This is a genomic window from Levilactobacillus acidifarinae DSM 19394 = JCM 15949 (assembly GCF_001434835.1).
Classification (GTDB): domain Bacteria; phylum Bacillota; class Bacilli; order Lactobacillales; family Lactobacillaceae; genus Levilactobacillus; species Levilactobacillus acidifarinae.
Window position 1 is genome coordinate 281,669 of the sequence record NZ_AZDV01000028.1, and the last position, 24,922, is coordinate 306,590.

Below are 24,922 nucleotides of genomic sequence, written 5' to 3' on the forward strand. Positions count from 1 at the left end.
AGGAGCAATTATCGTGGAACGTTTCAAAAAGATTTGGGCCCGAACCGGGACTAGAATGGGCTTCGTGGCCCTCCTAGTTATCCTGTTTTGGCTAAAGACCCTCGTCGCCTACTTTGTCGACTTCAACTTGAACCTCAGTGATCCCTTTCAATTTCTGATCCTCCTGTTGAATCCGCTGGCGACGACGCTCCTACTCTTCGGACTCGCCTTATACTTTAAACGTGCCCGTTTTTTCTATCCCTTTTTATTTTTAATCGACATTCTCAACACGTTACTCCTCTACATCAACGTGATCTACTTTCGAGAATTCACCGACTTCATGACCGTGAGCACCATGTTGGGCTACTCCAAGGTCGATCAAGGCCTGTCCGGTAGTTCGCTGGCCCTCACCTCACCGCACGACATTCTTTACTGGTTAGATCTGGTTGTCGTGTTGGCCTTACTCGCGACCCGGCGCATCTACATCGATCCACGCCCCGTCAACAAACGGGTGGGGTTAGCCGTCACGTCCCTGGCCATGCTGCTATTTGCAGGAAACCTCACGTTGGGGGAAATGGACCGGCCGCAACTACTGACCCGGACCTTCGACCGGACCTACGTGGTCAAATACTTGGGGTTAGACGCCTTTACCGTCTATGACGGCATTAAGACCCAACACACCAGCGAAGTCCGCTCACACGCCAAGAAATCCGAGCTAGACGGCATCTTGAAGTTCGTGCACCAAAACTACGCCGCTCCGGACAAAAAGCTCTACGGCGTTGCCAAGGGCAAGAACGTCATTGTCTTGCACCTGGAGAGTTTCCAACAGTTCTTGCTGAACCGTAAGGTCAACGGTCAGGAAGTCACGCCATTTCTGAATAAGCTCTACAATAGTCGCTCGACCTATAGTTTTGACAACTTCTTCCACGAGGTCGGCCAAGGGAAAACCTCCGACGCCGAAACCATGCTAGAGACCGGGACGTTCGGCCTATCGCAAGGTTCGTTATTTACCCAGTTAGGCAACGACAACACCTTCCAGGCGGCCCCCGCCATCTTTGACCAGTCCGGCTACACCACGGCGGTCTTCCACGGGAACGTGGCCAGCTTCTGGAACCGCAGTAACACCTACAAGAACCTGGGTTACCAGTACTTCTTCGATGCCAGTTATTACGATACCTCCGGGGATAAGTCTCTGGGGTACGGGTTAAAGGACAAATTACTGTTCAACGATTCCGTCAAATATCTCCAACACCTGCAACAACCGTTTTACGTCAAATACCTAACCGTTACCAATCACTTCCCGTACACGCTGGATAGTGAGGATTCCAGCTTCAAGACGCCGAATACCGGTGATAAGACGGTCGACAACTACTTTAAGACTGCCCATTACCTGGACCAATCCGTTAAGGAATTCTACCACTACCTCAAGAAATCGGGGCTAGCCAAGAACTCGATCATCATGCTTTACGGGGACCATTATGGGATTTCCAACTCGTCGAACAAGGCCTTAGCGAAAGTCTTAGGCGTTAATCCCGATGATTGGGACGATTACGATAACGCTCAGCTTCAACGGGTGCCACTGATGTTTAACATGCCGGGCTACACCCACGGCAAGGTGGAACACCAGTACGGTGGTGAAATCGACGTTCTCCCGACCCTGCTCCACTTGATGGGCATCAGTTCCAAGAAGTACCTGCAGTTTGGAACCGATCTGTTCTCTAAGGAACACAACCAGGTGGTGGCCTTCCGAAACCGCGATTGGGAGAGTCCCGACTATACGTCGGTCGATGGCACCATCTACAGCAATAAAACCGGTGAAGAATTGCACCCGACCGGCAAGCAAAAGACGGCCATCGAAAAGATGCAAAAACACGTCAACGAGGCCTTAAGCTATTCGGACTCGTTGAACCAAAAGAACCTCCTGCGTTTCTACCACCCAAAGGGCTTTAAAGCCGTTGACCCGAACGACTATAACTACGCCGACGGGTTGGAAAAGGCCGAGAAGCTCGAAGACAAGCTGGGCTTGAAGTCCACCAGCCTCTTCTCGCGCAACGGGAACAAATCCACGCAGCAGTGGTACAGTACCGACGCACCGGAACTGAATCACAAGGAAACCGATTCGAACCGCATCAAGATTACCAACCAAGACGATACCAGCGGTAAGTAATCACGTAAAACACCATCCCAATTCTGGAAGACCTTCCAGTACCGGGATGGTGTTTTTGGTTTTATAATTAAGTTACGATTAATATCATTTCAGCTAAAGCTGTCACCTGGAGGTGAGCAGGGGCTGGAACGCTTGCGGGCACGATTTTGAACCTCGCTAAACCCGCGAGTTTCAAAACTCGACCTTATCCTAAGTCGACAAAAGATGTCAACTAAGGATAATTTCGCTGGCTGAGCCCCTGCTCACCTCCAGGCTGCACCGTCAAATGATCAAATTTAAAACTGCTCTGAGCGTAACATCGTCCAACCTTAGCTATTCTTGTCTTGATTGCCTGACAACCTAGCATAGAACTCAACCGCACGACGCAACCTTCACTTCACAGCGATCACCGGTTAACCTTCTCGCAATGAGGTACTGTGAATCGGGCCCCGTTTATCCGGGAAGTATGCCGCCATGATCTGGTGCACCGCGATTGGGGCCTCACCATAACCCGTGGCAATCAGCGGTTGCTTACCGGTGTACGTGGCGCCATCCCCAATCGCAAAAACGCCCGGCACGCTGGTCATCATGGTTGAATCGACCGCAATCAAACGCCGATCCCGCTCAAAGGCTAGATCCCAGCCCTCGATCACGTGGTAGTCGGACGTGAAACCGTAACTGATCAGCAGTTTATCGACAATCACGTGTTCTTCGGTATCGGCCCCAACCGTCTTGATGGTCACGTCCACCGCACCGTCGGCCGTAGGAGCGAGGTTGCGGATCAGGTACGGGGTCTTCACCGTCACGCTGGATTGGTGCAACACGTCAACCATGTGCTCCAACCCGCGAAAGGTGTTGCGCCGGTGTAACAAAGTCACCGACTCGGCGACCGATTCCAGCATCAGGGCTTGGTCAATGGCCGAGTCGCCCCCACCAGCCACCAAGACCCGCTGCCCGCGGAACTGTTCCTTATCGGGAACACTATAGCTCACCTGCCCACGAGCGATGAAGTCATCGACGTTTGGTACGTTCAAGGGCCGCGGCGCAAAGGCTCCGTTACCCACCGCCACGATCACGGTTTTACTGTGGGTGATTCCCTTGGGCGTGGTGATTGCAAATCCCTCGACGATCCGTTGAAGATTGGTGACCGGCGTCCCCGTTTGAATAGTCAGGGGAAATTGGGCCAACTGTTGCCGTTGAGCCGTGATCAGATCTCGCCCCTGAATGGCGGGATACCCGGCAACGTCGAGGATGGTCTTTTCGGGGTACAACGCGTTCACCTGGCCCCCCAGGTCGGCTAGGCTTTCCACCAAATGGGTCTTGGCGTTGCGCATTCCCGCGTAAAAGGCGGCAAACATCCCCACGGGGCCGCCCCCAATAATTGTGATATCGTACGTTTCAGTCATGTTGATCACTCCATTTTTTAAATTTAATTGAAAGGAAGTCTGAGTATGCATCGTGCTCGCTGGATTAGTCTGGGAATTAGTCTTCTCATCGTGCTGGGCTTGACGGGCGCGTGGGCGGCCCATCATCGGGCCCTGCACCAGCTGCGCGTCCCCCAGACCGGTACGGCGACCCTGTTATTACCGGGAGACGGTGGCAACTGGCTTTCGTTACGGAGCATGACGCTCACCTTAAGCCAACCCCACGTGGCCACCCATAGTTTGACCGCTCACGTGGCTACTAACGGTCACGTTAGCTGGGAACAGCTACGTTCCGTCCGGGCCAATAACCCCATTATTCCCGTCCTATTCGCGGATAATACGCACCCCCAACGGGAAGCCCGCCAACTGGTCGGCGTCCTCAACGACTTAGCCACGCGTTACCACATCACACACGTGAACTTCGTGGGCCATTCGTCGGGTGGGACCATCGCTTTGGCCTACCTGAACTTATCCCGACAAGCTCCCGTGACCGTCATGCACCTGGTATGCATCGGTGCCGATTTTCCCGGAATTGTCCCACTAACCCGGCATTATCCCCAACTCAAGGTTTTAAACCTGGCGGGCATGATCGATGCGGTGCCTAACGACGGTGAGGTCCCGTTAACCGATGCCCGCCAGCTTGCCCCGTTGGTTCGCGGGCACGTTGCCAGTTACCGGTTCAAAATCATACACGGCCACCTGTGGCAGGTGGAGCACTCCTTGTTACACGAGAGTGGTCCGGTCGACAGAGAAGTCGCAACGTTTCTTTATCGGCCCAACTGAGTCGCCTTTAAAATTCGTTGTCCCTGTAAGGTCCGAGCCTCCCGCAAGCCAGCATTGACCAGCACGTAGATGGCCAACCACCCGATGGCAATCAGGACCCACTGCTGCAAGTAAAGCATGTCCAGCACCGCGAACGGGGCGTTCCAATCCCACGCGGCGTGCAGCAGGATGGCTAGCAGGTAGAACCGTAAAAACTTCGGGGCTACCATGTTACTCCCCGTGACGGGTTGATGGCGGTCTTTGGCTAAAATAATTGCCGCGCCCATGATTGCTGACCAGATGGTGTGGGTGCCGATGGCTTGCCAACTGCGCATTAGCAGCGTGACCAACCCGTATTGGCCGGTGTAACCCGCCGTCTCGAAGACCGCGAACCCCGCACCGATGGCGGCCCCGACCAGTAACCCGTTAAAGATGTAGTTGAGCTGAAACCGGTTGATAAAAAAGGCAATGACCAGCATCTTGGCCGTTTCCTCGATGAATCCCACGATCAGTGCCGATTCCCAGGAAGTCCCGTTACCCGACGGAATCAGGGAGTACAGAATCATGGTTGCCACCAACGATAGGATGCCACCCACCAGAAAGATCGTTAACAGCTGGTAGACCGAAAGGTTCTGAAACACGTTCATTTCGAAAAACATAATCAGTAACGAAAACGGCACGGTCAACGACCCAATAAAGATCATTCCGGGTACCGCGTTATTGCTCCGAAAAACCAAAAAAAGCATGGCTAGCAAAACAAAGCTACTGCCCAAAACGGCAAACACTCGTGAAAACAGCCAGGGCTTGACCGGGGTCACGGAGACCGCCTCCAGTGAGGGTGTGGTGTTACGGGTTCCCACGATAAACAGGGATTCGGCGTCGTCGCGGTTGTGGGCCTTGAAGACCTCCGAGAACATGGCAAACAGATGAATCTCCACCACCTTATTCTCACCGGTCCATTCGTTCATTTCCTTGGTGGCGTCGTCTAACAGATGATTATGATAATGAAACCGCCGTTTCAACGGCTTGACCGTTTCCTTATTCGCCATGGCCGATCCTCCTTTACGCTACCTTGGCCGTCACCGCAGCACGACCAAGGGCTAAAATAGTCCCCACCTATCTTACCGTGAAGTCTGCTCGCCTTCAACAAATGCCGCCGAGGGTTGCAGAATGTAACCCGTTACATTATAGTTAAGTTAGGCATTTAGCCGACTATGGATTACAGAGGGGATACACAATTATGGCAAAACGCAAAATGATTTTGGACCTAGATACTGGGATCGATGACTCCTTAGCCATCGCCTACGCCTTGGGGGCCCCGGATGTTGATTTAATCGGGATCATGGGTTCTTACGGGAACGTCTACGTTGAAGACGGTGCCAAGAACGCCTTAAAAATTTTGGAATTATTAGGTCACACTGACATTCCCGTTTACGTTGGGGAAAGTCACTCTTCTACCAGTGACCACTTTGACCGGATGCAAGTAAGTGCCAACATCCACGGAGAAAACGGGATTGGCCAAGTCGACCTCCCAGAACCTAAGCGGGCCATCGAAAAAGAATCCGCAGTGGACTTCTTGATCGACGCCACCCACAAATACGGTAAGGACTTAACCTTAGTCCCAACCGGTCCCATGACCAACCTGGCTGCCGCCTTAAAGAAGGCCCCAGAAATTGCCACGGAAATCGGTAACGTGACCTTCATGGGTGGCGCCTTAACCGTTCCGGGTAACGTGACCTTCGTTGCCGAAGCCAACATCAACCAGGATGCCGAAGCGGCTAACGCCGTTTTGACGAGTCCATTACACTCCACGATGGTCGGCTTAGACGTGACCTTACGGACCTTATTGACCCGCAAGGAAACCCAACAATGGCGTGATCTGGGCACTAAGTCCGGTGAAAAGTTTGCCGACATCGTCGACTACTACATCGAAGCCTACCGTCAATTCAACGATAACTTGGGTGGTTGTGCCTTACACGATCCATTGGCCGTTGGGGTTTCATTGGATCCTTCCTTCGTCCAAACGCTGGATCTCAACATGCTGGTCAAGTACGGTAAGGAAGATTACGGTCGGACCATCGGTGATGATAACCGGCTGAACGAACCCACTAACGTCAAGGTGGCCGTCCAAGTGGACGCTGACCGTTACTTAAAGACGTTCATGGACTACCTGACGAACCTCTTCAAGCAAAACTAATTTATCAACTCAGCTCGCCTATTGGCGATTTAAGTCAAAAAAATCCAGTTGGTCTTTGCGGCCACTGGATTTTTTGTGATCTGTTATTAATTTGCTAACCTAAACATTATGCTAGTTAGAATGAAGCAACCTGCCTCTAGGATGGCATTTAACCCTTCAAGCACCCCCTACTAACACAGCACGGGTGAACCTACTTCACGTTAAAGTTCTTCACCATGTTTGTGACCGCTTCATTGGCGTACTGCGTGGCCACCTGTTCCTTTTGGGCCTGCGTGGCATCGATCGAGTCAAACGCCTTTAAGTACTTCTTGTACATCGTTGGTTTTACGTACTTGGTCGCGTAAGCCTGGGCCGGACTGGTCTTAGTCCGGGTGTACGTATACGTCGTCCCACTGGTGCCTAAACGTCGGTTAGCCTTGGTCCCAGTCAGCTTAGCACTGAATTTATTCGTGGACTTCTTGGTTAATTTGAACGTGTAGGTCTTCTTGGACACCGACGTGGTGGTCTTGTCACCCGTCTGCTTAAAGTTCAACAACCGGTATTTGGTGGTCAAAACCTTGTTGTTCTTACTCATCTTCAGTGACGTGATTGTCCCGTACTTGATACTAGGGTCACTGCCAAAATCACCCATGACCAGAATCGGGGCCGTTTTTTTACTATTTGTCGTGGATTGGATTGTGGCAAAGTGGAAGGCGCTCTTCGCCTTAGCACTCTTGTAATATCTTTGAAGATCTTGATTCACAAACTTAGGGGTTGATTTGGCACTAGCCACACTAGGCGTTAACACGCCCCCCATGGTGCCCGCAACTAACATAGTCATTCCGATCTTCGCCCATAAACGCATCTCATTTTCCTCCTTAAGTAACGTAACTGTTTTATTTAGTGTGCCACATTCGACCCGCCTTCTCAGTTAAGGTGTTTCATTAATTGATAGCGTCTTCAAAGACCTGCTGTAAATAGGTGGCCACCCCGGCCGCATTATTTTCCGTTGGCGTTTGATGGTTCGCCGCGGCCTTGACCTCAGGCTGTCCGTTTAACATGGCGACCCCGTCACCAGCCGCCTTGATCATACCCAGATCATTTTCCGCGTCCCCAAAGGCCATTAGGTTACTAAAGTTCCAGCCAAAGTGCGTCAATAACTGACCTAAGCCCACGGCCTTATCCATGTCGGCCGCTAAAAATTCCAAAATTTTCGGCTGTGACCGCACTACGTGGTACTGCTGCTTCAGGTCCGGCGTTAGGGTTGCTACGACCTGATCCAAGACGGCGGCGTCCGTGGCCATGACCGCCTTGCTGTAGAGATGATCCGGCAGATCGGCAAAATTCGTGGGTGTGAAGGCCATCGGTGCCTTGAGCATCTGCTGGTACACGGACGGTTTTAAATCGGCAATCGGATAAACCTGTTCAAAATCCAAAATATCTAACGGGTACCCGTTGGCCGACGCAAACGCGTGTAACAGCTCAAAATCGCGGTGCTTCAACCCACTCTGAGCCAACGTTTCTTTGGTAACATTGTTCACCACTAAGGCCCCGTTAAAGGTAATCGTAAAGTCCCCCGGCGTCGTCAAGCCTAGTTGTTTAATGTACCCCCAAATCGCATTGATCGGTCGGCCGGTACACAGAACCACCTTCATCCCTGCCTGATGCAGGCGTTGTAAAGTGGCCACGTTCTCCTCACTAATCGTCTTATCGGTATTCAGTAACGTCTCGTCTAAATCGAGCGCAATCATCTTGATCATGGTCTAACCTCCAGTTAACCTCAGTTTACTCGTTACGATTTCAAAAGTGAACCTCTAGTCCAAAAGGTCCTGACGAATCAACCGCACAATCTGTTGGTTCTCCGGGAGGTTGGCGTGGTTAGCGTTGGCCCCACTCACGGTGATTTGGGTGAAGCTTTTGACCTGCTTTTGAAAGATGTACTTGCCCCGATCGACACTGTCAAACGGCACGATACCGTCACCGGTATATGACTGACTGCCGGCGAGTGAATAGACAACTAGGTCTTTGGACAGGTGTTGTCGACCAGCCACCAGTTGGGTAAACATCGGCGTATCCACCTTGGGATTGGCCTCTTCCAGGTTGAACGGCGACGCGATGGTCATCAACCGGTCGGCATGCGCCCCGGTTTTCGCCATCGCGTTTTCCATGAACAACGTCAAGATCAAGCCGCCGTTGGAATGCCCCATGGCCGAAAAGTGGTTAAAGTGATAGGTCTTCTGCAAGGCTCGAAACGCAATCGTAAACCACGCCGCCTGTTTACGAATATTCGTCAACCCATCGGCGCGGTTCTGGAAGCCAATGACAATAAATGGCTGCCGATCCCCCCGACGAATGGCCCCACTGTAGACTAATTGATTGTTGGTTTTAACCTCGACGCGTAGTAGGCTGTGCTGGGTCTTGGTCTGGGTGTTCAGTTCCTTGACCAGCTGATTGAACCGGTTCTGCGTGGCACTGGACCCCGGCACCAAGATCACCGGCGCCATGGCACTACGGTAAGTGGCCCGGGCGGCGCGAATTTGCTGCGAGTGCCAACACAGGCCCGGCACACTGAGTAAGCAAATCAAGGCGAGAATAATCCCTAAGCTCCAATAATGGTTAAAGCTTCGCATCACTGATGGCCTCCTCGTGAACGCGTTGTTCCGCAATGGCCGCCCACTTCACAAACGGGTAGTAGATGGCCGTACTTAGGACTAGATTGATGCTGGCTAACCCTAACGCCGATAAAGCACCCCCGGTTCCCAGATAGCTGATCAGCGGACCAGGCGTCCCCACGGCAAACGCATACGCCGAAGCGGGCACCCAGTGGAGGGCTAAACACAGACTGCTCAACGACAGACAGGCCGCCGGCGCCAGTAAGAACGGCAGCCACAAAATGGGACTCAGGATTACGGGTAAGCCGACTAAAAGTGGCGCATTAAAATTCCCCAACACGGGAAGGACGCTGAGCCACCCGATGTGCCGTTGCGTGGCGTTGTGGGTCACCAAAAAGATGGCCACCAGTAGCCCTAAGGTCATCCCCGTTCCCCCCATGTTGGCGTACGGTTGTAAGATCGTCTGACCGGTCAGCGGATGGGGTAAGCGCCAGCTGTTCGTCTCCAAGACCGTCGCCAGGTTCTGGGCGGCCATTGCGGCTTGTTGCGGGGTACTCGGTAGTGGACTCAAAACCCCTAACCAGGCCAAGCCCCCGTTTAGCACACTAACGCCTAAGAGGGATCCCCAACCACTCGCTCCAGTCAGCGGCCCGCGCAACCACGCGGTTAATCCGGTCGTTGACCCCAGCGGCGCGCGCATGAGCCACAATACCCCCAGCAATGCCGTCAACAAGACCCCCAGGGTGCCTAACGTTAGTGGACGAATCACGACATCACTCGGTTGCGACCACCGTTTGACGCTCCAACCATACAGGTTGCCAATAAGCAACCCGATTGCGATTCCTAGGGCCAAGCCCGTCAAACCTAAGTTCATCGCCGTCCAGTCGAGGGGCCGACCAGCCCGCAAGGTGGCCGGATTGACGTTCAAAAATTGCAGGGCCAGGACCGCTAAGCCGCCGCCCATCAACCGATCACTGGTTTGGCGCGTCACGCGGGCGATCAATAAATAGCTGACGGCAAACGCCACACCCAAAACGGCCAAGCCCAACGCACCGGTCTGAACCAGCAAGACTCCCTGCTGTAAGCGAGTCCGTCGCAACAACCAAGACGTCACGTGGAGGGTCTGGTAATAGTAGCCCGTGGATTCCAACCAACTACGGTTAACCAGGTCGGCTAAGGTCCCCACCAAGACCAACGGAAAGACCAGGCGTAGCGCCGTCATGACCACCCGGACCTGTTGCCGTTTACGCCAGCATAGTTCCCTCGCAATGGCCCACTGGCCGAATCGACTCACTTGTTTTGCCATGCACCGCCACCCCCATCGCCTTCGATTGTAACCCGTCAGTCGGGGACAACCTTCCTCGAAACGATTGGTTAGGGTGGTCACTCCTCAAACGTGGCTAACCACGCGTCAATCTGATCTAAAACAACCGGCGCCGCATTGGTCCGTGTCGTTTGTTGATCCGCGATGGCGCGGACTTCGGGTGCCGCATTCGCCACCGCAATCCCCTGACCGGCCCACCGTAACAGGGCCAAATCATTGCCGGAATCCCCAAAGGCCGCCACCTGTTCTCGCGATACCCGCCAGTCTTGGGCTAACGCTTGGACGGCCGTGGCCTTATTAACCCCCGGTAGCGACACGTTTAAACCGCCCAGCCCACTGCTGGTCGCCACCAGCCGCCCCGCAAATTCTCGGTTAAAGGCTGCGACTTGGGGGGCAACGTCGCTGTGGTGCCAGGTCACGTCCAATTTAAGAATGGGGACGGTGACCCGGCCCAACTGAGCAACGTGAGTCAGACTGGGATAGAAGGCTTGAGACGCGCGGAACCGGTCACCGGTCGCCGGCAATTCCGTGTACGCCCGCGTCACGCCACAACTAATCAGAAAGTTGCCCGTGAAGCTCGGTGCCGTTTGCATCCAGGCCACCGCCGTGCGGACCAGCTCAGCCGGAATCGGCCGCGTTTGGCAAATCGTTCCCCGCCCCGTAGCCGTCAACGCGCCGTCCTCAACCACGTAGGTCAGCTGGGCCGCTTCCTGCAGCCCACCAAATAAGGCCTGCACGTGATTGAGCGGGTCACCGGTCGCCACCACCAAGCGGCTCCCATGGCGAGTCAACGCGCGTAACGTGCGGTCCAAGCGCGCGTGATCGTAGGTGCCCCGTGGGTCCAAAAAAGTGCCGTCTAAGTCCGTTGCAATGAGTCGTGGTAACATGATTTTTCAATCCCCCTCTGCGTCCATGAAAGTACTTTCAGCATACCGATTTCCCGTACGGGACGCAACGACTAACCCTTGCTTGACTCAGTTCCGCCAAAAAGGACCCTCGCGTGTAATGCCGCGAAGGTCCCTTGGTTAACCATTTGAATACTGTCTATAAAACGGGCTCGTTAATTTTCTTATTTCGGTAGGTCATGCAGACTCAGCAGTCCCCAGCCTAGCTAGCCATACTGCTAGATTTGTACGCATAATTCATTAGCGAGCGGGTTTCCGTGAATTCATTTTCATCATGAAGCACCACCGTAATGACCCGGTGCTTGCCACTCTTCTGGCCAGTCCCCACGAAGCAGTACCCTGCCAGCGGTGTGTACCCGGTCTTCAACCCGTCAACGTTCAACGACGCCTGGTAGTACTTCCGACCGGACAACAGATTATTGTAGTTGTAAAGCGATTGGCCATCGACACTCTTGGAGCCAATCTTTCCGTCGGTAACCACCCGGGGATAGTCGTTAATCAGGTGGCGTGAAATCGTCGCCACGTCCTTGGGCGAAACCAGATTGGCGTTAGCCGAACCGTAGTTGTACCCAAAGGCCTTAAGATCACTGTTTTCCAACCCGGATGCCGACACGAAGCTGGTATGCGTCAGCCCCCAGCTCTTGGCTTGGGCGTTCATCTTCTGGATGAATTTGGCGTTGCTCCCGGCCACCCATTGACCCAGCGCAATCGCCGCGTTGTTGGACGAATCAAGGTAGGCCGCGTAGTAGAGGCCTTGCACCGTGTACTTGTGACCGGACTTAAACTTAAAGCCCCCGCACGCGGCGTCGTTGCCCATCGCAACCAGGCCCTTACTGCTGGTGTCGACCACGTCGTTCCAGCTTCCCGACCCGCTGTTAACCTTCTGCAAGGTCAGGTAGAGGGTCATAATCTTAGAAACCGAGGCAATTGGCCGTGCCGTGTTGGCCGCCTTAGACCAAACGACCTTTCCGGTACTAGCATCCATCGCCACGGCACCCTTGGCGTACTTCAACCCAAACGGCGCAGTCCCCTTGGTCAAATAACCGTGCCAGATCCAGCCCTTAACGGAACCAGCCTTGTTGGTCACGTACAGGTAAATACCCTTCGAATTGCCGTGCTTCCACGTCGCCTGTTGCGTGGCATACCAAGTCGTGTTCGGATAGGTCTTCAGTGAGGCGACCTTGCGTGAATGGCCTTGCGTATACAAGGCGCCACTCGTGCTCTTCTTGTGATACGCCGTTTTCGTTAAGGTTTTCGACGAGACCGTTGTATACGTGGCCGCGTGCGCGGTTTGGGGATGGGTCAAGCCGACGCCCAGGGTCAGCGTGGCGACAAACGCCAAGGCCCCGAGCTTTAAATTACGAACTGTCATGTCATGAGTCCCTTCTAGTTTTGATAAGCTATTTCCAACCTAACACGTTCCCGTCGAAAACAACACGCCCACCAAGACTTTGTAATCCGCTTGTTGTGCGTGTCATCTTCTTGTAATCCACCCCTTGGCGGCATTTAGTTTTCTCACTTAATCTTCTGAATAAACAAACGGGGCGCGGTCCATTGGTCCGCACCCCGTTCACGCATAGGCTAATTAATCCAACGACTAATCGGCTCCTGCGGCAAATCTTAATAATTCATTTCCTTCGCGGCAAACGCGTGGGTCATCAACGACCGCGTTTCCGTAAATTCGTTCTCATCGTGGAGAACCACCGTGATGAGCCGGTGCTTATCGTGGCGAACGGCCGTCCCCACAAAACAGTAGCCCGCCAACGGCGTGTATCCGGTCTTCAACCCGTCCACGTTTAACGACGCTCGGTAGTATTTCCGTCCCGGCAGCAGGTTGTTGTAGTTATAGCACAGCTGACCGTTCACGGTTTTCGACCCAATCTTTCCGTCCACCACGACCCGCGGATACTTGGTGATCAAATGGCGGGCCACGATGGCCAGATCCTTAGGCGATACTTCATTGGCATTGGCCGTGCCATAAGCGTAGCCGTACCGCCGAAGATCGCTATTTTCCAGTCCGGAAGCGGACACGTACTTGGCATGACTAAGGTGCCAAGCCTTCGCCTGCGCGTTCATCTGCCGAATAAACTTTCCGTTACTGCCGGCGACCCACTTACCCAGGGCAATGGCCGCGTTATTCGAGGAGTCCAAGTAGGCGGCGTAGTAAAGTTCCTTGACCGTGTATTTATGATGGACCTTGAACCGAAAGCCCCCGACCGAGGAATTCTTCCCCATGGCAATCAAGCCCTTACTGTTGGTCTTCACGATACTGTGCCAACTACCAGACTTACTGTGCACCTTTTTGAGCGTCAAGTAGAGGGTCATAATCTTACTGGTCGACGCGATTGGCCGTGCCGTATTGGCGTTTTTGGCCCAAACGACCTTTCCGGTATTGGCATCTAACGCCACGGCTCCCTTCGCGTATTTCAAGTGAAAGGCCGCTTTACCGGTCTTCAGATAACCGCGCCAGACCCAGCCCTTCACGGACCGACTCGCGTTAGCCACGTACAGATAAACGCCTTTAGATTTACCGTGCTTGAGCGTGGCCTTTTGTGTGGCGTACCAAGTCGTGTGCGGGTAAGCCCGCAGACTGGCAACTCGCTTCGTGTGTGTCCGGTTATAGAGCGCACCCTGTTGTCCCTTTCGGTGATAGGCGTGTTTGGCCACCTTCTGCGTTGCGACCGTCTGGTACGATGCGGCCTGCGCCTGGAGCGGTTGCCCGCTACCCAATCCTATGCCGGCGACTAAAACTGCCCCGTAACCGACTAACTTCAACTGCCAACTTTGCATGACCCGAAATCCTTCTTTACATTCTAAATTATGGGCGACTAATCCATTGGCTGATTAACCAAAACATCTAATTATTCGACCATTTATCAGTTTACCACTTGGGGCAACTGACGCCAAAGCTCTTAATTGGTCTGGACCGTTTGTCGGGTCACACTGTTTTTCATCAGGACCGTTTCTCATCTCAACAGCTAAAACCTTGGTTACGATTGTCCCCCGTTAGCGGTTGCATTTTCCCCAGAGAATGGTTACGCTAAGAGTAATTTAAATCCGACTGGGGTGCCCGTATGGCTGAGATCAAACCCATTGAACCTGCTCTGGACAATTCCAGCGAAGGGACGGTGACTTATCAAGCAATTGGCCCCCACTATCAATTTAGTGGGGGCTTTTCACCTTCGGACACCTCAGCGGCAAAATTGAGGAGGAGACAATTTTATGGCACGTTGGCACGTTAAGGATATTATTCTAGTCACGATTTTAGCAATTTTTATGGGGGTTATTTTCTGGGTAACCGGCCCCCTCTACACCGTTTTAGGGGCAGCTCTCGCCCCATTTGGTCTACAACCCATGGCTAACGACTTACTGTTAGGTCTGTGGTGCATGGCCGGTCCACTGGCCGGATTCGTCATTCGCATTCCCGGCGCCGCAACGTTAGGTGAACTCTTGGGCTCCGTCGTCGAGATGTTTCTCGGCGGGATGTGGGGCGCCGCAACCCTGATTTCCGGGGTCGTTCAAGGCGTCGGGTCCGAATTAGGATTCGTCCTCACGGGATACAAACGCTACAACTGGTTGACCCTGGTACTGAGCGCCCTCACCACCACGTTAGTGACCTTTGGGTGGGACTTCTTCCGTAGTGGGTACAACAAGTACCAATTCGGTTTCATGATGGTTCTACTCATTACCCGTTTCATTTCTGTCTTTGTCTTCGGGGGCGTCTTGACCAAACTCATCACTAACTTGTTGAGTCGGGCCCACGTTTTGTCCCCACGCGCAAACGCTTAGTACTGGAGGAACCTATTTGGCGACCGTCACCATTCAAAACTTAACTTATGCCCCGACCCATCAAGCCCCCGTCTTACGGGATCTCACGGCCACCTTTTCCGGTGGTCGCTTTTCCCTTTTAACCGGTCCGTCCGGTAGCGGGAAAACAACGCTTTTACGCTTCATTGCGGGCTTAACGCCGTTACCAACTACCGCGCAAATCACCTTCGACGGGCAAACACTCGCCGACCAACAACCCACGCAACGGTCCCGCACCGTTGCGCTGCTCTTTCAAGAACCCAGCACGCAGTTTACCATGAATACCGTAGCCAACGAACTGCGGTTCGCCCTGGAAAATCAGCAGGTCGCGCCCGCCGACATGGCCGCTAAGATTACGGCCGCCTTAGACTTCGTGGGGATTGCTAACCTACGTGACCGGTCTTTGATGCAACTGTCCGGCGGCGAACAGCAGAAGGTTGCGCTCGCCATCATCGTGGCCATGGACAGCGACGTGATTTTACTGGACGAACCCTTCGCCAGCATCGACCCGGCCACCCGACAAACGTTGCTCACGCGGCTGGTTCAACTCTGTCACGACCGCAACAAAACCATCATTCTGGCCGACCACGACCTGAGTGGTTATGCCAAGTGGGTCGACCATTTAACGGTGCTCCACAACGGACAACTAACCACCCTTTCGGCAACGGCCACGCAAGAACGCCTGTCCGCCTTTACGCCGGAACGGTTACAGTTGACTCACGTCCAACTACCGGACGCGACCACCAAAAGTTGCTTACAGGGACACCAATTTGGGCTCACACGGAACGACCGGGTACTGATTCGCCCGCAAGACCTGCCCTTACTCACGCATAAGTTGACCCTCATTACGGGGCCTAATGGGAGTGGTAAGTCAACCTTTTTCCGGGCGCTCGTCCGCTTAGGCACCTACCAAGGCACGTTAACGTACCAGGGAAAAGACATTCACCGGTTACGTCGGCGCGCCTATGCTCGTCACGTCAGCCTGATGTTTCAAGCCGCCACGGCCCAATTTCTCAACGTCACGGTCGCCGAAGAGCTGGCCCTGTCTCAGAAATACGGCAACACGACGTACTTCACACCCGACCGGATTCAAGCTGCCCTCGACCAGCTCAACCTGACCGGTCGCGATCAGCAAATCATCTATTCACTCAGCAGCGGGCAACAGAAAAAACTGCAACTTCTATGTATGCTGATCATGGCCCCGGACGTGTTACTCCTCGACGAACCCCTCAAAGGTCTCGATTTGCAATCCGTCCAAGCGGCCCTGGAGCTTTTGACCACCACCCAACGGGCGCTCCACCTGACGCTGGTAATGATCAGTCACCAGCTCGGCGGACTCAACGACTACGTGGACTATCACTTGGCGTTGACCCACCAACAATTTGTCTATCAGGAGGCGACATCGTGAATCCCACGTTAAAATTAGCCGTCATCGTCCTAATTGCCTTGGAGGTCTCGTTCACCCAGGTCTGGGCGGTCAACGTCGCTTTGATTGTGATTGGGCTGATTATTTTATTAGTCGCCCATATTCGGCTCCGGACACTGCTGTGGTTGACGGTCGTTCCCCTCTTCTTTGCCAGCGCGCTGGTCTGGTCGCTGATGCTCCGGGGGAACGCGACGTCCCACTTCTTAATCGTTCTGTTCACCCGGATGTTCGTTTACGTCTACCTTGGGGCGACCTTTACGCAAACCACGGCTCCCCTCGAGCTGACCCGGTCGCTCGAGCAAAACGCCAAGTTGCCTTCAAAATTTGCTTACGGCTTTCTGGCCGCCTTCAACCTGTTTCCGAAGATTCGTGCGGAGGTCGCCACCGTGCGTGCCGCCGCTTTGATGCGGGGTCAGGTGCTCCACGTCTGGTCACCTCAACTGTACTTTAAAGTCATTTTAACGGCCATGACCTGGTCCGAACAACTGGCTGACGCCATGACCTCACACGGTTACGTGGAGGGGGCTCCGCGGACTTACGCACTAACCATCCCCCTGAAGCCCCGTGACTGGGTCTACTTTACCGGCAGCTTGGTCTTAGTCCAAGTTGGACTCTTCCTGGGTCTGCCCTAACTCGAAAGGAGTTTTTTGATGTTTACCGATGATGCCCATACCGCCGCCTTAGCGAGCTGGAACGCCTCCAAGCACCACCCATTCATTCAAGCCCTTCAGGCCGGAACCTTGCCGTTAAGCACGTTTCGGTACTATCTGATTCAAGATCATTATTATCTGCAAGAATTCGCTAAAGTCCACGAACTGGCCGCGCAGCAAACGACCGATGCCGCCGCGGCTGCCCAACTACGTGCCGGTGCGCAGAGCTTGGAAGACGGCGAAGTCGCTAACCGCCAAACGTTCTATCACGAACTCAACATCACGCCGGCCGAAATTGCGGCAACCCCGATGGCTCCCACAAATTACGCCTATACCAGTCATCTGTACCGGATGCTGGTGACGGCGGGAACGCCCGGGGCCATTGCGGGATTGTTACCATGCTACTGGTTATACGCCGAGATTGGGGCCCAATTAGCTCGGTCCGGATCACCCGTTCCAATCTACCAAACCTGGATTGATACCTACACTGCCACCGACTATACCGACGCCATGACCGCCCAGCTCGCACTGACTAACCGGGTCGCCACCCCGGCAAACACGCCAGCACTCCTGGCGGCCTTTCAAAAGAGTAGCTGGTACGAGTTGCACTTCTGGCAAATGGCGTTAGACCACGAAGACTGGCGCCTCTAACCTAACGGAAGCGTCCCATTGTTCAAGTCGGCCGGCTTGCCCTATAATGGACTTACACCGATAGAGAAAGTGGTGAGTCCGTTGAAAAAGTTACGGCAAGTATCATTCTTAGACTTCTTTGGGTTCTTAGCCCTAATCTTGGGCTTGATGATCGAGGGTTACGCGCTAATCAACCGTCCCGGGACGACCGTTAGTGGTGACGATATGTTTGGTGGCGCCGTTGTGCTGGCCCTCGCCACAGCGTTTCTTCACGACCGCTCGTTCGGACTGCGCTTAAGTCTGATTGGCCTAAGTACCCTGGGCGTTGGCTATTTCGTCTTCAGCCATACCCAGGCGTGGTTGTGGACCATCTTGCTCGCCATTGCGGTGGCGGTTTTCCTGATTTTTTGTTTTGGTCTCAGTCGCGACGTCCGGCAAAACCACAGCAACTGGCCCCAATTTTAAGCTTAATGACAACCGCTGTGACTTGCGAGTCACAGTTTTTTTGTGCCAAAAGAAAACAGGCCAACCGAAGTTGACCTGCTTCCCTGCTTGATAAACTACAAAAGACTGTAGTCATGTAATCATTATGATTACCGATATTTAAAGAAAACCTTACCGGTGTCCCGGTTCCAGATTAGTCCGCAGGAGACTGCGGCGCGACCCGCGCGTACGACGGGTGGTTGGGCCGGGAATGTATTTGCGATTGTGGGGTGAAACCCTTGCCCATCAAAAACCATGACAGACCGCTGACAACGGCCAGCATCACAATGGCGATTCCCAGGCCGGTAATTACCCGTTGTAAATTCATGTTGCCACCTCATTTAAGTCCTGTGTCGGAGCGGAAATTAAAAACTAGCTTCTAGCTTAACCGCCGAACGTCACAAAACCGTGACAGAATATCGAAATTTCGCTAACAGTTTCAAGACTGCGCGTTAACGGGTAATTGTCATATTGTTTTTTAGTTTACGCAATTTTACCGCAATCATCAAGTCAAAATCAAAACTTTTACCGTTTGGAAGGACTTATTGCGCCCCTTTGACCAAACTTTAGTATAATAAAAGGTGAGCAGCAAGTAGGATTATCATTTGGAGGGATTATGAATGAGTCAAGAATTAAGTAGTCTGGCTGAAGCAATCATCGCCTACCAAAAGAAATACGATAAGACCGACGGCGAGATGGCCTATGGTTCCCGCCTGACGGTTGAGAAGTTTCACGCCATCAAAACCGGTGAACTGCAACCCAATAGTGACGAACAAAGCGCGCTTCAAAGTTTAATCGCCAAGAAACCCCACTAAAACGCCATTAAAAACGGGTCCGAATGAAGGTTAACTTCAGCGGGCCCGTTTTTTTACGGTCAATTTTAACTGGTCTTAGCCTCAAACGCAGTCCAAGCCCGCCGGTAAGCGGCCGCCGTGTGCTCGTCAAACGCCACTAAGCACACCGTCACGTCCGGATGCGTGGCCAGCCAGGTCGCAATCGTTTGGGTCGCCACCTGGGCCGCCGCGTCCAACGGGTAACCGTAGACCCCCGTGCTAATCGACGGAAAGTCCACGCTGTGACAGCCCTTTTGCGCGGCTAAATCGAGGCTGTTGCGGTACGAGTTGGCTAATAATTGGGCTTCGCCGCGCGTCCCGCCGTGCCAGACTGGCCCCGGGGTATGGATGATCCACTTGGCTGGAAGTCGAAAGCCGGGCGTGACCTTGGCTTCCCCGGTCGCGCACCCGTTGAGGGGCACACAGGCCGCGAAGAGTTCCGGCCCCGCCGCACGATGGATCGCCCCATCAACCCCACCGCCCCCTAACAGGGTGGTGTTCGCGGCGTTGACGATGGCGTCCACGTGACTTTGCGTAATGTCACCTTGACTCACCTTAAACTTTGCCATGTCGTCACTCCTTTGACCAGGGCCACCGCCAGCGATGCGGTTTCGCCGCCGCTTTAGCCCCATCACGTTGTTTCAGTCGCTTCATTCCCTCCTTGTAAGGGTTAGCGTACAACGCGTTCAAGTTTAATTTTTGACTGGTTTCCTGAGACGCCGTGGTCCGGAACGGCCGCAGATCCGTGTGGCACTGGGGACACGTCTCATCTTGCGCCGTGACGGCCGTGCCACAATGCGGACAAAACTGTAAATTAGCTGTCATCTCGCTGGTCCTCCGTTGACTGTTGGTGCTGATGCTGCTGGTTGCGTTGCCGATTACGCCGTTGCGTTGCCGCCGCCTGCTTGGCAGCCGCTTGCTGCTGAGCAGCTAACCGTTCGGCGCGTTGTTGGGCGGCCAAGGCCTTTTGCTGGTCGGCCGCACGGCGTTTCGCCTGACTCCGATAGCTATAGAAGCTCCACAGCCCCACGGCGATAAACGCCACGAGAATCTGTAGTGGCACCTGCCACCAAACCACCTTTGTGGCAAAAAATAGATCATAGCCAATCAAGACTAACGACATGGCGCCAACCACGGAACATGTATCCCGTAGCCAACGTGGCCAAGTCTTCCAGTGCATGTCAGTCACCCCTTTAGGTTACAAATCGCCCTCGACCTTCAACTGGCGTTCGGTCAAGTAGGCGTCGAGGTAGCCAAAGGCCAACTCATCAACGTCTGCGACCTGATAAATCTTCCCCACCTGATCGAGTTGTCCGTCTTCGACCTGATGAAAGATAAAGCGTTTAGCCCCCACCTGGCTAGGGTACCCTAACAGATTGTCGCCATCGTGTAACTTCAGGCGAATCACGGTATGGAAAGCCGCGGCCTGGGTCAACCGGGCACTAAATTGGTCGACCGTGGCGTCGAAGAGGCGCTCGTCGTTTAAGACCGGCTGAATCTGATGCCGGTTGGCCCGGTTCAGTAACGTGAATAACCGCATGGTTTGCAAATAGTCGGACTGCAATAAGACCGCGTGCAGTTCACTAAGCCGCATCACCGTGTAGCCGCCGAACTGTCCGGTCATGTCCACCAAGCTAAGAATCACGGCGTTACGCGTTAACGTGTTGACCCGCCCCACAAAGAAGAGCTCCTGGTCGTGCTCGGGAATCAGGGCCACGAGGGCGTCCTGATCGACTAACCGCGCCAAAGTGTCACGGAGCTGATCCGGCGCCGTCACAACCTCGGCGTCCACATGCGTCATCTGCTGTAACCGTGGTGCCGCTAAACTTTGTAACGAAAGTTCTTGTCCCTGAAACTCGATGACCTCGATGTCGTCGGGATTCAGGTCCCGTTGTGGTTGGTCCGTATAATCGAATTTGTTTAAAATCTGCACGGTAACGGTCTCACTTCCCACGTGGGTCACCAGGCCCTCGTAGAAGTGTTGATCGTTGGCCAAGACTAACATCACGACCAGGTGATCCACCCAGGCGTGACTGAGAATCTGGCGTCGCAAGTCGCGTTGGCCGTCGAACCGCATGGTTAACCCCCCGGCCTGCACGAACCGCTCTTCTTGAGCGGTCTGCATCCGAAAGGCCATGTTATCCAGGTCGTCACTGGAAAATTCAACCTCGTCGATCACGTCTAAGGCCAGAAACACGGCCCCATCGGATAACCCGTAATCGTCGTAGGTCGCCAAAATCATGCCGGTTTTCCCGACCGTGGTCACGTATCCCGTGTAAACGACGTCCTGGTTGGTTTGGTACACGTTGACCAAGAGCCGTTGGGCTTGCGCCCGGTTTAAATCATCAACAATGGAATTCATTGGAACGGCCCCCTTTATATTTTTTACCATTTTAAAAATTCTACCATATATGCTTCTAAATAGCTCGCCAAGGGCCGTGGCGACTTGATTAAGAGACCGCCGTCTTCAAAAATTCGCGTAACGCGTCGTTGGGTAACCCGGCGCTCAACCCAACCAATAGTTTGATGCGCGCCTTTTGCCCGTTTAAGCCCTGGCACAACATCAACCCCATCTTCCGTAGCTCGATGCCGCCGCCTTGATAATCGTAGATGTCCTCGGCGACCCCATTGTAACACCGTGAAACTAAGACAATTGGAATTTTCCGGTCTAAGAGCCGTTGGACGGCCGGTAACGTCTGGGGTGGTAAGTTCCCCGCCCCCAGGCCTTCGATGACCAGGCCGGCCGTTTGATCGTTGTTTAACGCGTCAAAGAGTGTCCCGTCCATCCCCGCAAAGGCTTTAAGCAGATAAACGTGGCCGACCACGTGATCGATATCGCAGAATTCCTGCCGAATCAGTTGTTGGAAGTAAGTGGGGTGATCCTTAACCACCAACCCGATGGGACCAAAGGTCGGTGTCCGAAACGTGGCAACGTTGGTGGTGTGGGTCTTGGTCACGTAACGGGCGGTGTGAATTTCGTCGTTCATGACCACCATAACGCCTTGCCCCCGTGAGACGTCCGCCGCCGCGACCTGAATGGCCGACTGAAAATTATGTAACCCGTCGGAGCCCACTTCGTTCGACGACCGCATCGCGCCGGTCACCACTACCGGAATGGTATCCGGTAGCGTCAGGTCCAAGAAGTACGCCGTTTCCTCTAAAGTGTCGGTACCGTGCGTGATCACCACCCCATCGATGCCGTCCGCAATGGCCCGCACAATTCGTTGCTTGATGGCCAGCATCTGAACCGGTGTCACGTGCGGCGATGGCAGGTTAAACAGTTCGTCGGTGATCAACTGGACCTGACCATCCAAGATGGTGGCTTGTTGGGCAATGGGGTTCTGCGCGTTGGGAACGATTTCCCCCTGGTCGTTTTGCGACATCGAAATCGTGCCCCCGGTGTGAATGGCTAAAATCTTTTTCATGCTAATCTTCCCTTCTCGCTTAAATGAGTACCCATATTGTACCCCATTTGCGTTAAAATTTAAGGATAGACGTGAAGGGAGTTGATACCGATGGCGCAAGATCCGAAAAAGACGAATGAAGAATATCATCCCGGTCCAATTGTTCATCCCAAAAAGTATAGTTCCTCTGGGGGCTTAGCCAACTGGGGTCCCATCTTAAAATGGTTTGGGGATAGTTTACAACAACTTTGGCACAAAATCAGAAAGTGAAAATGACCGTTGTAATTTTCAGAGTTCCGTGCTAAAGTAAGCATTATTCCAAAACAAACTATAATTGTAATTGCCTATATAATGCCATGATAAGGTTGGCGAGTTTCTACCTAGAACCGTAAATTCTAGACTATAAGCAAATTGAGGCCCCCGAACTCTTTTTGCCGATGAAAAGAGTTCATCGGCAGAGTTTTTCAAGACGCTCTTTTTGCAAAGAGGGTCTTTTTTGTTTTCATAAAAAGTCCCCACCTGATTAGGCGACAATTGCCGTAAGGAGGAAGCTTTTTTGCAATCCGCAAAGTCCGCAACACCAGTCCGAACACCCGATTCATCTCAAAAGCCGAACGAAGGTCAGACTCTGTCCACGTGGCAGGCCGCCATTCTCGGGTTTCAACACCTATTAGCCATGTATTCCGGTGACGTTCTGGTTCCCCTGTTAATCGGGGGTGCGCTCCACTTTAACGCCATTCAGATGGCTTACTTGATTAGCGCGGACATCTTCATGTGTGGGATTGCCACGCTCCTACAACTCAAGCGCACCCGGCTCACCGGGATCGCGTTACCGGTAGTCTTAGGGTGTGCGGTTCAGGCCGTGACCCCGTTGACCGCCATTGGCAAAAGTTACGGAATTGGGACCATGTACGGTGCCATCATTGGGGCCGGGATCTTCGTCTTCCTGAGTGCCGGATGGTTCTCCAAGATTAAGCACCTCTTCCCGCCCGTGGTGACTGGCTCGCTAATTACCATCATCGGCTTTACGCTGATTCCCGTGGGCTTTCAGGACCTCGGGGGTGGCGACGTCACCGCTAAAGACTTCGGCGATTTAAAGTTCTTAGCCGTCGGTTTTCTCACCATTGCCATCATTTTAGGCCTAAACGCCTTTGCCAAGGGCTTTCTCAAGTCCCTCGCCATCCTGTTAGGGATTCTACTGGGAACGGTCGTAGCCAGCTGGTTAGGCATGGTTTCATTGAGTCCCGTGGCCCAGGCCAGTTGGTTCCACCTGCCGCAATTCTTCTACTTCGGTACGCCTAAGTTCGAATGGTCGTCGATTCTGACCATGATTTTGGTTTCACTAACCACCATGGTCGAATCCACCGGGGTCTTCTTCGCTTTAGGAGAAATCACCGGCCGCAAGATTGAAGAAGCCGACCTCAAACGGGGTTACCGCGCCGAAGGGATCGCCGTGATCTTAGGTGGGTTGTTCAACACCTTCCCCTACTCGACCTTCTCCGAAAACGTCGGAGTCGTGCAACTTTCCGGGATCAAGACTCGCAAACCCATCTACTTCTCGGCGGCCTTCCTGTTACTCTTAGGTCTCTTGCCGAAAGTCGGAGCGTTGGCCACGGTCATTCCCGCCCCCGTCTTGGGTGGCGCCATGATCGTCATGTTCGGCATGGTCGGCGTTCAGGGCATCCGGATGCTCCAACAAGTGGACTTTAAGGATAACAACAACCTGTTGGTCTCCGCAATTTCCATTGGTCTGGGTCTGGGTGTGACCGTCTACCCTCAAATCTTCCAAGATTTACCCCAAGCCATCCAGATCGTCGTTAACAACGGCGTGGTCATCGGCAGCTTCTCCGCGGTCGTGCTCAACGTGATCTTCAACCTGCGACCAAACCGCTTACCGCACCCCGCCCAAGCGCAGGTCAACAGCGACGCGCAACCCAAGCACCACTAATCAACGTCTGACAAAACTGGTCGTCCTCCGGCGCTCAGGGGCTGGAACGCTTGCGGGCACAACTTCGAACCTCGCAAAACCCGCGAGTTTTGAAGATTGGCCTTATTCTAGGCCGAGAGAATCACTCGACCAAGAATAATTTCGCCGGCTGAGCCCCTGCTCGCCTCCGGGCTGTACACTAACACCATCAAGTTATAAATAGTTTAAGGATAGTCCCATCTTCATTCTGGTCGGTTGCGACAATTAGAATCCTAATTAACACTATCTTGCATGCCGCATAAATCATTCACTAAGGAAGTCGTTAGCCAAACCTTGCTGGCTAACGACTTTTTTCTGTCCCGCAACTCACGTATAATGTAACTACGAGTCGCGGCGTTACGCCCGACTTCCCCTCACTGAACGCCGACGACTCT

Annotated in this window: 25 protein-coding genes and 2 riboswitches; of the genes, 10 read left to right on the forward strand and 15 right to left on the reverse strand. The window is 53.6% G+C overall.

The annotated features are described in order from the left end of the window. Positions 1-55 precede the first annotated feature (55 nt). Entirely contained in the window at positions 56-2,146 is a 2,091-nt protein-coding gene (locus FD25_RS13020; RefSeq protein ID WP_057804850.1) for an LTA synthase family protein, read from the forward strand. A 392-nt stretch (positions 2,147-2,538) separates the two neighbouring features. On the opposite strand, the gene FD25_RS13025 is transcribed toward FD25_RS13020, so the two are convergent. Then, entirely contained in the window at positions 2,539-3,531 is a 993-nt protein-coding gene (locus tag FD25_RS13025; protein ID WP_057804683.1) for an NAD(P)/FAD-dependent oxidoreductase, read from the reverse strand. 45 nt (positions 3,532-3,576) lie between these two features. Here FD25_RS13025 and FD25_RS13030 point away from each other — a divergent pair, with 45 nt between their 5' ends. After that, on the forward strand, positions 3,577-4,332 hold the full coding sequence (locus FD25_RS13030; protein WP_057804684.1) for an alpha/beta hydrolase: 756 nt from the start codon (positions 3,577-3,579) through the stop codon (positions 4,330-4,332). On the opposite strand, the gene FD25_RS13035 is transcribed toward FD25_RS13030, so the two are convergent. Next, on the reverse strand, positions 4,317-5,360 hold the full coding sequence (locus FD25_RS13035; RefSeq protein WP_057804685.1) for a PrsW family intramembrane metalloprotease: 1,044 nt from the start codon (positions 5,358-5,360) through the stop codon (positions 4,317-4,319). The two genes, FD25_RS13030 and FD25_RS13035, sit on opposite strands and share 16 nt — an antisense overlap. 191 nt (positions 5,361-5,551) lie before the next feature. Here FD25_RS13035 and FD25_RS13040 point away from each other — a divergent pair, with 191 nt between their 5' ends. Further along, entirely contained in the window at positions 5,552-6,508 is a 957-nt protein-coding gene (locus FD25_RS13040; RefSeq protein WP_057804686.1) for a nucleoside hydrolase, read from the forward strand. 190 nt (positions 6,509-6,698) lie between these two features. Here FD25_RS13040 and FD25_RS13045 read toward each other — a convergent pair whose 3' ends face one another. From FD25_RS13045 to FD25_RS13075, 7 genes are all read right to left on the reverse strand, one after another. Further along, on the reverse strand, positions 6,699-7,352 hold the full coding sequence (locus FD25_RS13045) for a hypothetical protein (RefSeq protein ID WP_057804687.1): 654 nt from the start codon (positions 7,350-7,352) through the stop codon (positions 6,699-6,701). Between the two features lie 79 nt (positions 7,353-7,431). Next, positions 7,432-8,247, reverse strand: a complete 816-nt coding sequence (locus FD25_RS13050; protein WP_057804688.1) for a Cof-type HAD-IIB family hydrolase — start codon at positions 8,245-8,247, stop codon at positions 7,432-7,434. Positions 8,248-8,301: 54 nt separating this feature from the next. Next, a complete protein-coding gene (locus FD25_RS13055) occupies positions 8,302-9,117 on the reverse strand; it encodes an alpha/beta hydrolase (RefSeq protein ID WP_057804689.1) in 816 nt (271 codons plus the stop codon). Further along, a complete protein-coding gene (locus FD25_RS13060) occupies positions 9,104-10,405 on the reverse strand; it encodes a PTS transporter subunit EIIC (RefSeq protein WP_057804690.1) in 1,302 nt (433 codons plus the stop codon). The genes FD25_RS13055 and FD25_RS13060 overlap by 14 nt, the downstream gene beginning before the upstream one ends. A gap of 77 nt (positions 10,406-10,482) precedes the next feature. Further along, positions 10,483-11,310, reverse strand: coding sequence for an HAD family hydrolase (locus tag FD25_RS13065; RefSeq protein ID WP_057804691.1), 828 nt, complete (start codon positions 11,308-11,310; stop codon positions 10,483-10,485). Positions 11,311-11,530: 220 nt separating this feature from the next. Beyond that, positions 11,531-12,700, reverse strand: coding sequence for a D-alanyl-D-alanine carboxypeptidase family protein (locus FD25_RS13070; protein ID WP_057804692.1), 1,170 nt, complete (start codon positions 12,698-12,700; stop codon positions 11,531-11,533). 248 nt (positions 12,701-12,948) lie between these two features. Beyond that, complete coding sequence (locus FD25_RS13075; protein ID WP_057804693.1) at positions 12,949-14,118, reverse strand: D-alanyl-D-alanine carboxypeptidase family protein; 1,170 nt, start codon at positions 14,116-14,118, stop codon at positions 12,949-12,951. A 262-nt stretch (positions 14,119-14,380) separates the two neighbouring features. Next, a riboswitch (TPP riboswitch) is annotated at positions 14,381-14,472 on the forward strand. A 78-nt stretch (positions 14,473-14,550) separates the two neighbouring features. Between FD25_RS13075 and FD25_RS13080 the strand changes: the two genes are divergently transcribed. From FD25_RS13080 to FD25_RS13100, 5 genes are all read left to right on the forward strand, one after another. Next, complete coding sequence (locus FD25_RS13080) at positions 14,551-15,117, forward strand: ECF transporter S component (protein WP_057804694.1); 567 nt, start codon at positions 14,551-14,553, stop codon at positions 15,115-15,117. A 16-nt stretch (positions 15,118-15,133) separates the two neighbouring features. Beyond that, positions 15,134-16,543: an ABC transporter ATP-binding protein gene (locus FD25_RS13085; RefSeq protein ID WP_057804695.1), complete on the forward strand. Its 1,410-nt coding sequence runs from the start codon at positions 15,134-15,136 to the stop codon at positions 16,541-16,543. Continuing rightward, entirely contained in the window at positions 16,540-17,193 is a 654-nt protein-coding gene (locus FD25_RS13090) for an energy-coupling factor transporter transmembrane component T family protein (RefSeq protein ID WP_057804696.1), read from the forward strand. Before FD25_RS13085 ends, FD25_RS13090 begins: the two co-directional genes overlap by 4 nt. 18 nt (positions 17,194-17,211) lie before the next feature. Next, the gene (tenA, locus tag FD25_RS13095; RefSeq protein WP_057804697.1) at positions 17,212-17,862 is read left to right on the forward strand and encodes a thiaminase II; all 651 of its coding nucleotides are present in this window, start codon (positions 17,212-17,214) and stop codon (positions 17,860-17,862) included. A gap of 72 nt (positions 17,863-17,934) precedes the next feature. Next, positions 17,935-18,306: a hypothetical protein gene (locus tag FD25_RS13100; RefSeq protein WP_225428525.1), complete on the forward strand. Its 372-nt coding sequence runs from the start codon at positions 17,935-17,937 to the stop codon at positions 18,304-18,306. A 172-nt stretch (positions 18,307-18,478) separates the two neighbouring features. Here the strand turns inward: FD25_RS13100 and FD25_RS14140 are convergent, their stop codons facing one another. Beyond that, positions 18,479-18,652, reverse strand: coding sequence for a hypothetical protein (locus tag FD25_RS14140; protein WP_157050067.1), 174 nt, complete (start codon positions 18,650-18,652; stop codon positions 18,479-18,481). A 292-nt stretch (positions 18,653-18,944) separates the two neighbouring features. Here FD25_RS14140 and FD25_RS13105 point away from each other — a divergent pair, with 292 nt between their 5' ends. After that, the gene (locus FD25_RS13105; RefSeq protein WP_057732743.1) at positions 18,945-19,139 is read left to right on the forward strand and encodes an LBP_cg2779 family protein; all 195 of its coding nucleotides are present in this window, start codon (positions 18,945-18,947) and stop codon (positions 19,137-19,139) included. Between the two features lie 65 nt (positions 19,140-19,204). Here FD25_RS13105 and FD25_RS13110 read toward each other — a convergent pair whose 3' ends face one another. The 5 genes from FD25_RS13110 to FD25_RS13130 form a co-directional block, all read right to left on the reverse strand. Then, positions 19,205-19,726, reverse strand: a complete 522-nt coding sequence (locus FD25_RS13110) for an O-acetyl-ADP-ribose deacetylase (RefSeq protein ID WP_057804699.1) — start codon at positions 19,724-19,726, stop codon at positions 19,205-19,207. 4 nt (positions 19,727-19,730) lie between these two features. Further along, a complete protein-coding gene (locus FD25_RS13115) occupies positions 19,731-19,982 on the reverse strand; it encodes a zinc-ribbon domain-containing protein (RefSeq protein WP_057804700.1) in 252 nt (83 codons plus the stop codon). Further along, positions 19,972-20,337: a hypothetical protein gene (locus FD25_RS13120; protein WP_057804701.1), complete on the reverse strand. Its 366-nt coding sequence runs from the start codon at positions 20,335-20,337 to the stop codon at positions 19,972-19,974. The genes FD25_RS13115 and FD25_RS13120 overlap by 11 nt, the downstream gene beginning before the upstream one ends. Positions 20,338-20,355: 18 nt before the next feature. After that, positions 20,356-21,519 (reverse strand): hypothetical protein, encoded by a 1,164-nt coding sequence (locus FD25_RS13125; protein WP_057804702.1) that lies wholly within the window; start codon positions 21,517-21,519, stop codon positions 20,356-20,358. Between the two features lie 88 nt (positions 21,520-21,607). After that, positions 21,608-22,582, reverse strand: a complete 975-nt coding sequence (locus FD25_RS13130) for an asparaginase (RefSeq protein ID WP_057804703.1) — start codon at positions 22,580-22,582, stop codon at positions 21,608-21,610. A gap of 303 nt (positions 22,583-22,885) precedes the next feature. Further along, a riboswitch (purine riboswitch) is annotated at positions 22,886-22,984 on the forward strand. Positions 22,985-23,189: 205 nt separating this feature from the next. On the opposite strand from FD25_RS13130, the gene FD25_RS13135 reads away from it, so the two are divergent. Further along, positions 23,190-24,509, forward strand: coding sequence for a nucleobase:cation symporter-2 family protein (locus FD25_RS13135; RefSeq protein WP_057804851.1), 1,320 nt, complete (start codon positions 23,190-23,192; stop codon positions 24,507-24,509). Positions 24,510-24,922: the final 413 nt, after the last annotated feature.

Bases quoted from the DNA above. Each gene is read 5' to 3' on its own strand.
- FD25_RS13020 (WP_057804850.1), top strand. From the start codon at position 56: ATGGGCTTCGTGGCCCTCCTAGTTATCCTGTTTTGGCTAAAGACCCTC.
- FD25_RS13025 (WP_057804683.1), bottom strand. From the start codon at position 3,531: ATGACTGAAACGTACGATATCACAATTATTGGGGGCGGCCCCGTGGGG.
- FD25_RS13030 (WP_057804684.1), top strand. From the start codon at position 3,577: ATGCATCGTGCTCGCTGGATTAGTCTGGGAATTAGTCTTCTCATCGTG.
- FD25_RS13035 (WP_057804685.1), bottom strand. From the start codon at position 5,360: ATGGCGAATAAGGAAACGGTCAAGCCGTTGAAACGGCGGTTTCATTAT.
- FD25_RS13040 (WP_057804686.1), top strand. From the start codon at position 5,552: ATGGCAAAACGCAAAATGATTTTGGACCTAGATACTGGGATCGATGAC.
- FD25_RS13045 (WP_057804687.1), bottom strand. From the start codon at position 7,352: ATGCGTTTATGGGCGAAGATCGGAATGACTATGTTAGTTGCGGGCACC.
- FD25_RS13050 (WP_057804688.1), bottom strand. From the start codon at position 8,247: ATGATCAAGATGATTGCGCTCGATTTAGACGAGACGTTACTGAATACC.
- FD25_RS13055 (WP_057804689.1), bottom strand. From the start codon at position 9,117: ATGCGAAGCTTTAACCATTATTGGAGCTTAGGGATTATTCTCGCCTTG.
- FD25_RS13060 (WP_057804690.1), bottom strand. From the start codon at position 10,405: ATGGCAAAACAAGTGAGTCGATTCGGCCAGTGGGCCATTGCGAGGGAA.
- FD25_RS13065 (WP_057804691.1), bottom strand. From the start codon at position 11,310: ATGTTACCACGACTCATTGCAACGGACTTAGACGGCACTTTTTTGGAC.
- FD25_RS13070 (WP_057804692.1), bottom strand. From the start codon at position 12,700: ATGACAGTTCGTAATTTAAAGCTCGGGGCCTTGGCGTTTGTCGCCACG.
- FD25_RS13075 (WP_057804693.1), bottom strand. From the start codon at position 14,118: ATGCAAAGTTGGCAGTTGAAGTTAGTCGGTTACGGGGCAGTTTTAGTC.
- FD25_RS13080 (WP_057804694.1), top strand. From the start codon at position 14,551: ATGGCACGTTGGCACGTTAAGGATATTATTCTAGTCACGATTTTAGCA.
- tenA (WP_057804697.1), top strand. From the start codon at position 17,212: ATGTTTACCGATGATGCCCATACCGCCGCCTTAGCGAGCTGGAACGCC.
- FD25_RS14140 (WP_157050067.1), bottom strand. From the start codon at position 18,652: ATGAATTTACAACGGGTAATTACCGGCCTGGGAATCGCCATTGTGATG.
- FD25_RS13105 (WP_057732743.1), top strand. From the start codon at position 18,945: ATGAGTCAAGAATTAAGTAGTCTGGCTGAAGCAATCATCGCCTACCAA.
- FD25_RS13110 (WP_057804699.1), bottom strand. From the start codon at position 19,726: ATGGCAAAGTTTAAGGTGAGTCAAGGTGACATTACGCAAAGTCACGTG.
- FD25_RS13115 (WP_057804700.1), bottom strand. From the start codon at position 19,982: ATGACAGCTAATTTACAGTTTTGTCCGCATTGTGGCACGGCCGTCACG.
- FD25_RS13120 (WP_057804701.1), bottom strand. From the start codon at position 20,337: ATGCACTGGAAGACTTGGCCACGTTGGCTACGGGATACATGTTCCGTG.
- FD25_RS13125 (WP_057804702.1), bottom strand. From the start codon at position 21,519: ATGAATTCCATTGTTGATGATTTAAACCGGGCGCAAGCCCAACGGCTC.
- FD25_RS13130 (WP_057804703.1), bottom strand. From the start codon at position 22,582: ATGAAAAAGATTTTAGCCATTCACACCGGGGGCACGATTTCGATGTCG.